Origin of the sequence: Clostridium beijerinckii HUN142, assembly GCF_000621745.1 — a bacterium.
In the GTDB taxonomy this organism is placed as follows: Bacteria; Bacillota; Clostridia; order Clostridiales; family Clostridiaceae; genus Clostridium; species Clostridium beijerinckii_A.
On sequence record NZ_KK211336.1, the window covers coordinates 520,102 to 535,193 of the forward strand.

Below are 15,092 nucleotides of genomic sequence, written 5' to 3' on the forward strand. Positions count from 1 at the left end.
TCGCAAATTACCTCCAAATAAATGGAGGTAATTTTTATGTTTAATAAAGCCTATAAAAATATTATTAACTTATTCTAAGAAATTAGAAATTTAATTATAAACTTCTAATTTTTTAGAATAAGTTATTTTGTTGATTTTAGTAGCTTGGGAAGGGAAATGTAATTATTATGTTGAAAATTATTCTGAAATATTAGAATAATAATCTCTAAGAATTAAGTTCGACTTGTAAGTGGTATAGCTATATATCTAAGCTTGAAAACATTAAGCTAAAAGTTGGCATTATAATTGCTTAATAATTAAATCATGAAATAAATGGAGATATTAGAAGCGGTTAACAGTTAATAATTAAGAGTGAATATTTGAATTTATAGAAATGTTTTTATTTCCTGATTAATCATTAGATTGTAGTATACAAAAATGTATATTATGATTAAAGTTAATTTAAATTAACAATTTTGGAAAGGTGGACACTATGAAAAGTATAAAAATGAAATTAATGATGTCTTTTGGAATATTAGTTGGAATTATATGTATAGGATTAGGTATAATTTCTTTTATGAATTCATCAAAGGCATTAAAATCAAATTTGAAAAATACCTTGCCTGAAATTGCAAAGCAAACCGCAAGTAATATTCAAGGCAGGATTGAGGGCGAGTTAAGTTCGCTAGAGTCTATTGCTGCAAGATCAGATATAAAGGATACTAATAATTCAGCAGATAGCAAAATTCCGATTCTTTCAGAGGAAGTAAAAAGAACCGGAGGCATTAGACTAAGTATTATAGACAAGGAGGGAAATGTTACTACTTCTGAGGGAACACATACTAATGTCAAAGATAAGGAATATTTTAAGATAGCTTTAAGTGGTAAAAGCAATGTGACTGATCCATCTATAAGCAAAACTGATGGATCGGTGGTTGTTATATATGCAGTTCCTATAAAAAACAACAATGAAATTTCAGGTGTTTTAATTGAAACACGAGATGGAAATAAATTAAGTGATTTAACGGATCAAGTAAAAATTGGGCAGACAGGTACAGCCTTTATGATAAATAAAAGTGGTACAACTATTGCAAATAGTAATAGAGACTTAGTTTTAAAAATGTCAAATATTATAGAAGAAGCAAAGAAAGAACCCAAGATTCAAGATTTAGCAGACATTGAAAGTAAAATGATTACTAAAGCAACAGGCGAAGGTGAATATGATTATGAGGGAGAAAATAAAATTGTAGGGTATGCACCAGTACAGGGGACTGACTGGTCAGTAGGAATTTCAGTAACTCAAAGCGAGCAGCTATCAGAATTAGGCAGCTTGAAAATTTTAGTCATATTATCATCGGTAGTATTTTTGATAATTGGATTAGCTATAATTTATCTGATTTCAAATAGTATTTCCAAGGGGATGAAATTCACTTCTAAACATTTGAATATATTAGCAGAAGGAAATTTATGTGAAGAAATCTCTGCTAAGTATTTGAAATCAAAAGATGAAATTGGTGTCATGACTAATGCAATGAAGTCAATGCAGGAATCTTTAAGAGCAATGATTGAAAAAATAAAAGAAAATTCTTCAAATATTGACGGGCAATCAGAAAATTTATCTTCTATTTCAAAAGAGATAGCTAATGTATCACAAAATGTTACTGAGGCAATATCTGAGGTTGCAAAAGGAACAAGTAATCAGTCTGAGGAATTAATACATATAACAGAAATTCTTAATGAATTTAGTGATAAGTTATCCGAAATGGTTAGAGAAATACAAGTTGTAGACTCTAATTCTAGAGAAATAAGTTTAATGGCAAATGATAGTAGCACTGAAATGAATAGGTTAAATCAATCAGTAACAAATGTAAGTAATTCATTTAAAGATTTTAATGATAAGATAAAATCACTTGGAAATGATATAAATGAGATAAATGAGATTACAAGTTTGATTAATAGTGTTGCAGAACAAACTAATTTATTAGCATTAAATGCAGCTATTGAAGCAGCTAGAGCAGGAGAAGCAGGAAAAGGATTTTCAGTAGTTGCAGAGGAAATAAGAAAACTCGCTGAACAGTCAAAAGGTTCATCAGAAAATATTAGCAAATTAATAAATGAAATATCAAACAACACCGAAACTATAGTTAAGGAGTCTGTTGCAATGGATGGTGAAATGGCGAATCAAGCTAGAATTATAGATAATTCAATAACATCATTTAAAAAGATAATACACTCAGTAGATGAAGTAATTCCTAAAATTGAAGTAGTTAAGAGTTCTGCTGGTAAGATAGAAAATGATAAGGATGCTATTTTAACCAGAATAAATGGACTATCTTCAATTTCAGTGGAAGTTTCAGCATCAGCACAAGAGATCTCGGCATCATCAGAGGAAATGAATGCATCAACAGAAGAAGTGGCTTCTTCAGCACAAATTCTTAGTAATATGACAAATCAAATGATAGAAGAAGTAAATAGATTCAAAGTTTAAAAAAGATTTTATAAATAAATAATATTATATACGGCTCTAAGTTGTTTAAAGAATTAAGATAAAAAATAGAATTAAATGTATAGAAAAGAGATAGCAGGGAGAATGGGGGAATTCCTATCTCTTTTTGTGTTTGAGTCTGAACAATTATATTATCTGCAGAACATTGAGAAATATTCATTAAAGATAATCAAAATAACAATAAAATATATTTAATAATTATTTTGAACAATCAATTTTCCTGTCGTTTAAAGGCACATTAATGGATGCTTATTTATATCTATATTTTTTAAATAAACTTCCGTTTATTCCAGTATTTGTACGTTTTGTGTTATTTGTATTTACATTATTATAAAAAGGAGTATATTGTAAATTATATAAGAAAATGTTACTTTGATTCATAAATATATATAAATTTGAAGAAAAGAGGAACGGAATGCTTAGCCTTACTTGGATAGACTTTTTTATTAGACTTATACCAGAAGAATTTATATTTATTTGGGGAATTTGCACAATTTCCGATATAGTAATAAATAAAAAGACACATATTATTTATTGCGTTTTAATAGCTATAGAAGTCTATGTTGTGAGATTATTGCCAATACATTTTGGAGTACATATAATCATAAATAATATATTTACTATATGCCTTCTAATTATTACTGGGATTTCAATAGATATTGCTATTCGCAATTCTTTATTAATGATGTTACTTCTTGTAATTAGTGAGTTTTTTAATATGCTTGTATTGAAAATACTAAATGTTAATATTGAAGTTCAATTTAAAATACCTGGAGTAGAATCGTTATTGTTGTCACCATCTCTATTATTATTTGTTTTATTAATTTACTTAACCAATTTTTTATTTAGAAAGAGGGAGGTAAAATAGATGTCATTAATTGAAAAAATAGCAGCTAATATTGGAAAAGAAACTAGATGTATATTGGATTTTAATGATGATACTGAAGAAGTAATTATATATGGAGCTATAAATTTAATTCAAACTTTGATAAGTTTTTTATTGACAATAGTAACGGGGGTCATTTTTGGTGTTATTTATGAAGCATTAGTATTTACTATCACCGTAAGTATATTAAAGAAATATTCTGGTGGAGCACATGCATCATCTCCAGGTCGTTGCCTTTTTTTAGGCAGTGCAATATCAATAGGTTCTAGTTTATTAATTAGTAAGATATTATGCAAGCAAAGCGTATGGGAGATAACAGTTATTGGTATATTATGTATTGCTATATCCCTTTATATAATAATTAGAAAAGCACCTGTAGATACTGAAAATAAGCCTATAACAAGTAATAAAATGAGACAGCGTCTTAAACGTGGCTCTATAGTAACAATTTTAATTTTCTCAATTGGGATGGTTATAGTATTATTAATTTTTAAGATATCAGCGAACTTGGTTTATATAAAGATTTTTGAATGTATTAGTCTTGGCATATTATGGCAATCGTTTACTCTTACTAAGCCTGCAATTAAATTTTTACATAAAATTGATTCTTTATTACCATTTTGAGTTATTATGGAAAAGGAGTGGAGATTATGAAGTTTAAAGTAAAAAAAATTATTGCTACTGCTGCTACAAAGGTGTGTAAAATAAGCGCTGAATCTGTATCTGCATCTGCTTGCTGGGCAGGATTATTTCAACCTAAAGAACCTAAATGTTTAAAAAAAGACAAATAAAGAAAGTATAGAAGATTTTAAGACAAAAAGCATAGATTTTATCTGTTTTAAAGAATAAATCTGTGATTTTTGTCTTAAAACTTTATGAATTGGATTTATACGTTTATTAGCAAATATGTTATATAATCTGGAGGATATAAAATGAAAATAAATAATAAAAATGATAATTCAATAAGTTCACTTATTAAAACTACAATAGTATTTTTTGTTAGCATAATGATATATCAAAATTTATCTAAAAATCTTTTGAGTAAATCTACAATATATGATTATTACAATTCATGCATAATTACATTATTTGTAGTTAGTGCTCTTTTGTTTAACAGATTTGTATTATTTATAAGTTCAAAAATAGTGAAAATTGTAAAAGATTCTAAAATAGCATATTTTATTGAAGTAATATTTCTTGCGCTTTTTATTTTTTTACCAATGTACTTACTTCATTCTTATGAAATAGAATTTAAATTAATATTTCTGTTAATTATTATTTTAACGGTTATTAAAACTGGTTTGAAATATGGGGTTATATCTTCTATTATTGTAGATACAATTATACTTACTTTAGATGTTTTTTATGAAACTAAAATTGATGGTATTAATATTCAATTTGAAAGAGATCTAATGGTTTGCATTATATTTATATTTGTTGCATGGATTTTGGGCCAGTATGTAACTATAGAATCAAATAATAAAATAAAGACTGAAAAAAAACTACAACAATTAAATAGCAAATTAAAAGAACAGCTTAATCAAAGAAAAGAGATGGAAGCTCTATTACTAAATAATAAAATTTGCTATGATATGTTGTTTGAAAATTCTGTAAATTCAATTATTGTACATAGAAATGGAGAAGTCATATATGCTAATGCAAGTGCAACTAGATTACTAGGATTAAAGGGGGAGAACTTTTATAATCATTATCTATTGGAACTTATCCAAGATATTAAGAAAAAGTACTCAAGTATTAGCAATAACAAGTATGTAAAGATTGCAAGTGAGGAAAACATATTAAATTGTGATGGTGAATTAATTCCAGTGCTTAATACATCATCTTTTTTTACTTATAAAGGAGAACCATCAGTTTTGACATTTTTACGAGATATAACATCTGAAAAGAAAGTTGAGTCTTTACAAGAAGATATAGAAAAAAATTTAAAATTACTTAATGAATCAAGAGAATTTAACAATCTTATAATGAATTTTTTTACTAATATGTCTCACGAGCTTAAGACACCCGTTAATGTTATTTATTCAGCTATTCAAACTATAAGGATTTATTTAGATGATTACAATTTAGGTGACTCAAAAAAATGTAAATCGTATTTAAAGACAATGAAACAAAATTGTCTAAGAATGATTAGAATAATAAACAATTTTTTAGATACGACTAAGTTAAATTCTGATTCTGGATTTATTAAGCTAAAAAAAAGAAATGGCAACATTGTAAATATCATTGAAGATATTACTCAATCCATAGCATCTTATGTCAATGATAAAGATATAACGCTTATATTTGATACTAATGTTGAGGAAAAAATTATGGGATTTGACTATGATATGATGGAACGTATAATGCTTAATTTAATATCAAATGCTCTTAAATATAGCCATTCTAATGGTCATATTTATGTGGATTTTATAGATAAAGAAACAAGCGTTATAATTAAAGTAAAAGATGAAGGGGATGGTATTCCAGAAGATAAACTTAATTTCATATTTGAACGTTTTGGTCAAGTGGACAACACTCTTTCAAGAAAATGCGAGGGAACTGGAATAGGATTATATCTTGTTAAATCTTTTGTTGAAATGCATGGAGGAAAAGTAAGTGTTGCAAGTGTTGAAGGGCAAGGTAGTGAATTTATAATAGAATTGCCAGCGAAGTTAGTTGAAAATGAAGAAGAGGAAGATAAACTTCTTTTTAAGACTAATGTAGAAAAAATAGAAATAGAGTTTTCAGATATTTACTCGCTACAATGTTAAAAATATGTTAGGAAGTTTTAAAGTCTTCAGAATGGTCTATTCAACCTAGTAGATCATTCTTTTTTATTTATAGAATTAAGGTCTTTAAGGAATAAGAAAGTGCCAATAAGAAAATTTCGCTAACTAACTATTGCTAGTTTTTCGCTTACAATATATGATATAAATCGTTTATAATGATGAAGACTGCGAATAATAATTATCACTCTATGATTTTATTTATAAATTGAAAACGTACTTGAATATTATGATATTTGTTACACAAAATATATCTGAAAGGTAGGTGTGTAATGAAGAGATTTACTTTTTTATTCTTAATTTTTATATGTTTATTAATTAATTTTTTTGGAATTACAACTTTTGCTAAACTTTCTACTAATGTTTTGAAAGAAGGCGTTTATACAGTAGCTGATCTCCAGGTTTCACCTGAGAATCTTTATAATATTACAAATGTTTCCTCAACAGAAGATGCTTATATACTTGTTTTTGATGAAAATTATGTTATACTGCAATCTTTACGATTATCACCAAGCATAAAAAGTTTTAATTTAGTACCTCTGCAACCAAAGAATAAACTTGTAGTACTCGGTAAAACAGAAATATATATAGCTCCAAGACCAGTTAAGTAGTCGGAGATAACACGCCTGTATACTAGTAATTTGACTTATTGTTTTTATATTCAGTATTTAATAATATAACTTCAAGACTATACTTTAAACGTAATATTCTTATAATTACGTAGTAAAAATTAAATTATGTTAAAAGTACAAAAAATAGAGGTAGTGCTACTGTTTTAAAGTACTATCCTCTATTTTTATGAGATTAAGTAATTATGCTTTCTACAATAAATAATTATTGACGCAATATAAAAATTATATACATAGGAATGATGAAAAATATAAAATTTAATATACAGAAAAGAGATGGCAGGAAGAATGGGGGATCATCCCTGCTATCTCTTTATTTATTCATCACTAAGTGAAGTTTTTCATTATGTTCGAATATAATGAAAAGCTTGCACTACTTATAATTGAAAATTACTTAAAGCTTAGTATAGTAATTCCATGATCTATTTCTGTATAGGATTATTTAGATTATATTCAAATATATCATCATTATCTGACATATAAATATTGCCGTTTGAATCCACATCAGTACTATAGGAATTTTTATTAGGTAAAACATTAAGTAAATTGCCATTAAGGTCAAATTTATAATTTCCAGTAAAACTTTTTATATATAAATTATCATTATTATCTATAGAAATTGCCTCAATATTGGTATCTTGAGTATTAAACTTTAAATCTAAATATTTAATGAAATCTCCATTAGAATTATATACATATATCTTTTGGCTATATTCACTAAAGATATAAATATTACCAGAACTATCTAATGCCAAATCAGCATTCATACCTGGATCATTTTTATTAGCTTTCTTTATAATATTATTAAAATGGGCAAGTATAGATCCATCAGAGTTTAGCTTAAATAAGGTATTTTCTGTTGCAGAAGAAGTTAGTAAATATATATTATTATCCTTATCAACTGCTAAGGGACCATAATAATCATTTCCCTTAAAAGTTGCTGACAAACTACCATCAGCCGTTTTGTATTTTTGAATAGTGCTACCAGAAGAGACGTATAAATTTCCATTCATATCTGCAACTAATCCCTTAATTAGTTTAGAATCATTTTGATCTCCATTTATTTGAATCATCTTAATGAATTCACCAGAGTTATTAAACTGCTGAATCCTACCATCAGTGTAATCTCCTATCCAAACATTATTATCAGAATCTACTGTAATATATCTTGCGTCATTTAATTTTCCAGAATCTGTACCTTTTCCTCCGAATATAGCGACTAATTCTCCAGCAAAATTACTGTTATTAGCAGAAAGAATTTTTATGTTTAACTCTTCAAGCTTTTTCTTGAGAGTAGAGTTTTCAGGATTCAGTTTTAATTGATCTTCTATATTAGATTTTTCTGCTAAATAATTATTAAGCTGAAGCTTTGTTGCGTTTTCACTAGTATTACCACTATTGCTATCAATAATAGATTGAATTTTATTGTCCAATTCCTTAAGTTTTTCTTTAAGATCAGAGTTTTCAGGATCCATCTTTAGTTGGTTCTCTATCTTAGATTTTTCTGATGAATACTTATTAATCTGAAGTTGTCTGCCATATTCACTATCATCATTGGCGATAATAACAAAAGCTTTTGGATAAGCTTTTATATATTTTACATTAAACTTAACTCCAGTTGAAGGATAGTAGTATCTATTAAGTGAATCATTATGAACAATATTGAAATCTGATGATAAAAAGTAAGTTGAAATAGCATTGCTATCATTCTCAGGTTTAATCATAACATTATAGTGATAAACTCTTTCATTATTGTATTGATCTGATGTTGGCGAATTATCTACAATCATAGCTTCTCCCTTTTCACCAAAATTGTCAATAATCATATTGGTTAAAAAATGTCCTACAAAGATATTAGCAATGATAATCACAAAAAAGACTATAGAAAATTTTGATAAATGGAATCTAGCTTTTTGGGGGAAAGCAAACTGACTAATAATACCAAAAAGAATACATCCCCAAATACTCAGCACTGGGTGAGATTTTAATACAACCAAAAGAATAGCTATATATGTCATTTTATTACCTCCATAATGTTAAAAAATCTTCAATACACATAACTTCTAATTTTAAGCATGTTTTATATATATATTCATAATATGGCTTTTTAGATATATATTGAGTAAATATAAAGTTATTCTATTTTCAAAAATTGGCTTTAGGCATATAAAAGAAAATAGCAAGTACAAATAGATAGGTGTATTGACTTGTTATTTTTTCAATAATGCCTTATTATATCAATAATAAAAAATTCAATCAAGAAAGAATTAAAAAATATGTTATATTATGCTAAAAAAATATATTTTTTGTGAAGTTTAGTTTCGAACTTTGTATGTATTTTATATTTGAAAATCACTACTAAGTTCAAAGGCTTACTTAAATTCAGAATATATTTCAGATCGATTTAAAAGATATTCATGTTTAGAGTTAAAGGAATTATTTGAATGACATTGAAACCTTGAATTCCTTATTTTTTTAGAAATATTGATCAGAATAAATATAGATAAATAAAAATCCTGTGTAAAAAATAGGTTACATTTTTGTTAAAATATGTTATAATTTGATTGTAGCAGTTGGTAATATGGGTTGAATATTTATTTAAGAATTCCAGTATAAGGAGAGTAGAGAGAAATCTTTATTCTCCTTATTCCTTTTATGTCAATAGACAACATAATATAATAACAGTAGTAATTAAGGATCTAGCTACTGATTTTTATATCAGCTACTATCAATAAACAAATAAAAGCTTGTATTTGACGTGAAAATATAGTTTTTAAATCAGTATAATAGATTTGGATTTTATTATTTTTATATAATAAAACAGTATGGGGGAATATTAAATGCTCAGAAGATATACTTATAATGAAATAATAAAGAAGTCACATAAAAGATGTAGTAATTATGGTATAAAAATAGATATACCATGTCCATCTAAAATTCTTAGAGATGAAGAATTTAATGTTATTATACAAAAAAACAAGGCATTAATAGAAATAGCCGGACCATTTATGGAGATATTATATAATTTTTTGAAAGGGTCAGGTTTTTCATTATATTTTACGGAAAAAAATGGAGTGGTTTTAACTATTATTGGTGACCAAGGTATAATTAGGGATCAAATTCAAATGGGCATTATTGAGGGTGCTGATATGAGTGAAGAAAGTGCTGGTACTAATGGAATTGGTACTGCAATTGCTGAAAATATTTCTCTTCAAATTTCTGGAGAGGATCATTTTATAAAAGTTTTTCAGATCTGGACTTGTTCCTCGGCGGTCGTTCATGACGAGGATGGAAATATAATTGGGTGCCTCAATTTAACTGGACGCCGTCAATTAGCTCATCCACATACATTAGGTCTTGTAGTAGCAGCAGTAAAATCTATTGAAAATCATTTGAAAGTTAAAAAGACACAAAATGAATTAGTTAAAACATATCAATATTTAAATAAAATTATGGATTCAGTAAATCTAGGCATTTTTGCGGTAGATACGAAAGGAATAATAAAAGCTATAAATAAGAGCGCCTGCGATATGTTACATATAAATGAAGAAGATGTAATAAATAAAAACGTAGATACAGTTTTAGATAGCTGGAAGCATATACTTCAGCGTCTTAGAAATGGACAATCCTATGAGGATGAAGAAATTATGTACTCAGATAAAAAGAAGAGATTTAATATAAATGTATATCCTATTAAAGATAAAAATTCGAATATTACTGGTATGGTAGGAATATTTAAAGACATTCAAAATGTTTACAATCTAGTTAATAAGTATATAAGTAGAACTGCCAAGTATACTTTTGATGATATTATAGGTCAAAGCGAAGCTATGAAAAGATTGAAAGAACAAATAAAGAGCATATCAAATAGTCCTTCTACAGTTCTTATTCAAGGAGAAAGTGGAACAGGAAAAGAGCTTATTGCCCAATCAATACATAATAATAGTAATAGGAGAAGTAAAAGTTTTGTGGCAATAAACTGTGGAGCTATACCTAAGAGCTTAATAGAAAGTGAGCTTTTTGGATACGAAGAAGGGGCGTTTACAGGAGCTAAAAGAGGAGGGTGTCCAGGGAAATTTGAACTTGCAAATGGAGGAACTTTGTTTTTAGATGAAATAGGTGAAATGCCACTAGACATGCAGGTAAATCTATTAAGAGTTCTACAGGAAGGATGTATTACTAGAATTGGTGGGAACAAATGTGTTGATGTAGATGTAAGAATTATTGCGGCTACAAATAAAAATTTAAAGAAAGAAATTGAAAACGGGAATTTTAGAGAAGACCTATATTATAGATTAAGTGTGATTCCAATATATGTCCCACCCTTAAGAGAAAGAACTGGAGATATTGGAATTTTAATAGAACATTTTTTAAAAATAAAGGCAGATAAATTAGGAAAACCTATTCCAGAAATAAGAAGAAACATATATGAGAATCTTTTAAGTTATGGATGGCCAGGGAATGTTAGAGAACTAGAGAATTGCATTGAGAATATTGTAAATATGGATGGAAATACTTCATTTAGTTTTGAAAATAGAACAATAAAAAAAGATATCAATTATTATAGTGATGTAAATTTGGAATATGATATGTGTTCATTAGAAGAACTTGAAAAAAGAGCAATTTCAATTTGTATAGATCAATGCGGAGGGAATATTTCTAAAGCTTGTAGGATATTAGGAATAAACAGAAGTACATTATATATAAAAATAAAAAAATATAATATAAGAGTCAGATGATTTTATGGATATTTTTTAACAATCAATAATTTGAAATATGTATGAAAATACAACACTGGTGGAAAATGCGACAGTTATTGGAAATATAAATGTTGCTTTTTTCAACAGTATTTCTGGATAAATATGAATAACAATATTATTACTTATGAAAGCTTATATTATATATCTATTGAAATAGCTGTAAACAGGCAGATAGTGATAATATAACTTCATAATATGTTCAAAATAATATATTTTGGCATAGTATTTGCTTAAATATATTATATAAATCTAAAACAAATTTAAAAAATAATTTTTTAACAATGTATTTAGGCTATTAAAGGAATATTTTTAAGGAGGAACATATTTTATGAAAGGCTTTGCAATGTTAGGTATTAATAAGTTAGGATGGATCGAAAAAGAAAGGCCAGTTGCGGGTTCATATGATGCTATTGTACGCCCATTAGCAGTATCTCCGTGCACATCAGATATACATACTGTTTTTGAGGGAGCTCTTGGAGATAGGAAGAATATGATTTTAGGGCATGAAGCTGTAGGTGAAGTTGTTGAAGTAGGAAGTGAAGTCAAGGATTTTAAACCTGGTGACAGAGTTATAGTTCCTTGTACAACTCCAGATTGGAGATCTTTAGAAGTTCAAGCTGGTTTTCAACAGCACTCAAACGGTATGCTTGCAGGATGGAAATTTTCAAATTTCAAGGATGGAGTCTTTGGTGAATATTTTCATGTAAATGATGCGGATATGAACCTTGCGATTCTACCTAAAGACATGCCATTAGAAAATGCGGTTATGATAACAGATATGATGACTACTGGATTTCATGGAGCAGAACTTGCAGATATTCAAATGGGTTCAAGTGTTGTGGTAATTGGCATTGGAGCTGTTGGTTTAATGGGAATAGCAGGTGCTAAATTACGTGGAGCAGGTAGAATAATTGGAGTGGGGAGCAGGCCGGTTTGTGTTGAGACTGCAAAATTTTATGGAGCGACAGATATTCTAAATTATAAAAATGGTCATATAGTTGATCAAGTTATGAAATTAACGAATGGAAAAGGCGTTGACCGCGTAATTATGGCAGGCGGTGGTTCTGAAACATTATCCCAAGCAGTATCTATGGTTAAACCAGGAGGAATAATTTCTAATATAAATTATCATGGAAGTGGAGATGCTTTACTAATACCACGTGTAGAATGGGGATGTGGAATGGCTCACAAGACTATAAAAGGAGGTCTTTGTCCAGGGGGACGTTTGAGAGCAGAAATGTTAAGAGATATGGTAGTATATAATCGTGTTGATCTAAGTAAATTAGTTACACATGTATATCATGGATTTGATCACATAGAAGAAGCACTGTTATTAATGAAAGACAAGCCAAAAGACTTAATTAAAGCAGTAGTTATATTATAACATAATAGATCATGGAGGATTATACATGTACAAGATAGTTAGTAAAAAGGAGCTAACAAACAATATATTCTCAATGGATATAGAAGCTCCAAGAGTAGCAAAATCTGCAAAGCCTGGACAATTTATTATTATAAAAAATGATGAAAAAGGTGAAAGAATTCCGTTAACTATAGCAGATTATGATCAGGAAAAAGGAACAGTAACTATAGTTTTTCAAACTGTAGGAAAAGGAACAAAACAGTTAGCTGCTTTTAATGAAGGGGATCATGTAGCTGACTTTGTTGGACCATTAGGTGTACCAAGTGAATTTATACATGAGGATATAGAAGAATTAAAGAAAAAGAATTTCATCTTTGTAGCAGGGGGAGTTGGTGCAGCACCAGTTTACCCACAAGTAAAATGGATGCATGAACATGGAATAGCAGTGGATGTTATTTTAGGAAGCAGAAACAAAGATTTATTAATATATGAAGAAAAATTAAAGAATGCTGCTGGAAATCTTTATATAACAACTGATGATGGTTCGTATGAATTTAAGGGAACTGGATCAGATATGCTTAAAGAGCTAATTAATAATCAAGGTAAGAAATATGATCATGCAATTATCATTGGACCAATGATAATGATGAAATTTACTTCTATGCTAACTAAGGAATTAGGAATTCCAACAACAGTAAGCTTAAACCCAATAATGGTTGATGGTACAGGCATGTGTGGTGCTTGTAGAGTTACCGTTGGAGGAGAAGTTAAGTTTGCTTGTGTTGATGGACCAGAATTCGATGGACATTTAGTAAATTACGATGAATCAATGAGAAGACAAGCTATGTATAAAACAGAAGAAGGAAAAGCACAGTTAGAAGGTGAAGAAGGAAATACTCATAGTCACGGTGGCTGTGGTTGCAGAGGTGATAAATAATGGACATGAATGAGAGATTAGTTAGAATACCAGTAAGAGAACAAGATCCAAAGGTTAGAGCAGCAAACTTTGAAGAAGTTTGTATTGGATATAACGAAGAAGAAGCAACTAAAGAAGCTTCTAGATGCTTAAACTGTAAGAATCCTAAGTGCGTAGAAGGATGTCCAGTATCAATTAATATACCAGGATTTATTTCTCATGTTAAAGATGAAAAATTTGAAGAAGCTGCAAAAGAAATTTCAAAATACAGCTCACTTCCAGCAGTTTGTGGAAGAGTATGTCCTCAGGAAAGGCAATGTGAAGGAAAATGTGTTTTAGGAATAAAAGGTGACTCAGTATCCATTGGTAAGCTTGAAAGATTTACAGCAGACTGGGCAGCAGCACATAATGTTGACTTAAGTGCAACAGAACCTAAAAATGGAATTAAAGTTGCAGTTATAGGAAGTGGTCCTGCAGGACTTACTTGTGCTGGAGATTTAGCTAAAAAGGGATATGAAGTAACTATCTTTGAGGCACTTCATAAAGCAGGAGGAGTTTTAGAATACGGAATTCCAGAATTCAGACTTCCAAAGGAAAAAGTAGTTAAAAATGAAGTTGAAAACATTAAGAAACTTGGTGTTAAAATAGAAACTAATGTTATAGTTGGCAGAACTATAACTATAGATCAATTATTTGAAGATGAAGGATTCAAAGCTGTATTTATAGGTTCAGGAGCAGGACTCCCAAGATTTATGGGAATACCAGGGGAAAATGCAAATGGAGTATGCTCAGCAAATGAATTTCTAACAAGAGTAAACTTAATGAAAGCAGCAGTAGAAGGATACGACACACCAGTTAGATCTGGTAAAAAAGTTGCAGTAGTAGGTGGAGGAAATGTTGCTATGGACGCAGCAAGAACTGCCTTAAGACTTGGATCTGAAAGCCATATTGTTTATAGAAGAGGTGAATCAGAACTTCCAGCAAGAGTAGAAGAAGTACATCATGCTAAAGAAGAAGGAGTAAACTTTGACGTATTAACTAATCCAACAGAAATCTTAGTAGATGAAAATGGATGGGTTAAAGGAATGAAATGTGTAAGAATGGAACTTGGAGAACCAGATGCATCTGGAAGAAGAAGTCCAGTTGAAGTTCCAGGTTCAGAATTTGTTATGGATGTAGATACTGTAATAATGTCACTTGGAACATCACCAAATCCGTTAATTTCATCAACAACTCAAGGATTAGAAATTAATAAGAGAAGATGTAT

At 28.8% G+C, this 15,092-nt stretch carries 11 protein-coding genes; 10 read left to right on the top strand and 1 reads right to left on the bottom strand.

Features of this window, described 5'->3' with window-relative positions; all coding sequences use genetic code 11:
* The first annotated feature begins 472 nt into the window (after window positions 1–472).
* The 6 genes from T483_RS0123620 to T483_RS0123645 all read left to right on the top strand — a co-directional run bounded on the left by T483_RS0123620 (window position 473) and on the right by T483_RS0123645 (window position 6,768).
* Window positions 473–2,467, top strand: a complete 1,995-nt coding sequence (locus tag T483_RS0123620; protein WP_026889039.1) for a methyl-accepting chemotaxis protein — start codon at window positions 473–475, stop codon at window positions 2,465–2,467.
* A 433-nt stretch (window positions 2,468–2,900) separates the two neighbouring features.
* A complete protein-coding gene (locus T483_RS0123625) occupies window positions 2,901–3,353 on the top strand; it encodes a hypothetical protein (RefSeq protein WP_026889040.1) in 453 nt (150 codons plus the stop codon).
* Window positions 3,354–3,995: an accessory gene regulator ArgB-like protein gene (locus tag T483_RS0123630; protein WP_026889041.1), complete on the top strand. Its 642-nt coding sequence runs from the start codon at window positions 3,354–3,356 to the stop codon at window positions 3,993–3,995.
* A 26-nt stretch (window positions 3,996–4,021) separates the two neighbouring features.
* On the top strand, window positions 4,022–4,162 hold the full coding sequence (locus T483_RS30695) for a cyclic lactone autoinducer peptide (protein ID WP_080697131.1): 141 nt from the start codon (window positions 4,022–4,024) through the stop codon (window positions 4,160–4,162).
* 141 nt (window positions 4,163–4,303) lie between these two features.
* Window positions 4,304–6,142, top strand: a complete 1,839-nt coding sequence (locus T483_RS0123640) for a PAS domain-containing sensor histidine kinase (protein ID WP_026889042.1) — start codon at window positions 4,304–4,306, stop codon at window positions 6,140–6,142.
* 287 nt (window positions 6,143–6,429) lie between these two features.
* Window positions 6,430–6,768 carry a hypothetical protein gene (locus T483_RS0123645; RefSeq protein ID WP_026889043.1) on the top strand — a complete coding sequence of 113 codons (339 nt, stop codon included), beginning with the start codon at window positions 6,430–6,432 and terminating at the stop codon, window positions 6,766–6,768.
* A 440-nt stretch (window positions 6,769–7,208) separates the two neighbouring features.
* On the opposite strand, the gene T483_RS0123650 is transcribed toward T483_RS0123645, so the two are convergent.
* Complete coding sequence (locus T483_RS0123650) at window positions 7,209–8,804, bottom strand: NHL repeat-containing protein (RefSeq protein ID WP_026889044.1); 1,596 nt, start codon at window positions 8,802–8,804, stop codon at window positions 7,209–7,211.
* A gap of 822 nt (window positions 8,805–9,626) precedes the next feature.
* Between T483_RS0123650 and T483_RS0123655 the strand changes: the two genes are divergently transcribed.
* The 4 genes from T483_RS0123655 to gltA form a co-directional block, all read left to right on the top strand.
* Window positions 9,627–11,525 (top strand): sigma-54-dependent Fis family transcriptional regulator, encoded by a 1,899-nt coding sequence (locus tag T483_RS0123655; protein WP_026889045.1) that lies wholly within the window; start codon window positions 9,627–9,629, stop codon window positions 11,523–11,525.
* Between the two features lie 349 nt (window positions 11,526–11,874).
* Complete coding sequence (locus T483_RS0123660; protein WP_026889046.1) at window positions 11,875–12,930, top strand: NAD(P)-dependent alcohol dehydrogenase; 1,056 nt, start codon at window positions 11,875–11,877, stop codon at window positions 12,928–12,930.
* A gap of 25 nt (window positions 12,931–12,955) precedes the next feature.
* Window positions 12,956–13,846, top strand: coding sequence for a sulfide/dihydroorotate dehydrogenase-like FAD/NAD-binding protein (locus tag T483_RS0123665; protein WP_026889047.1), 891 nt, complete (start codon window positions 12,956–12,958; stop codon window positions 13,844–13,846).
* The coding region (gene gltA, locus T483_RS0123670) for an NADPH-dependent glutamate synthase (RefSeq protein ID WP_026889048.1) at window positions 13,846–15,092 on the top strand (1,247 nt) is incomplete at its 3' end. The genes T483_RS0123665 and gltA, both read left to right, overlap by 1 nt.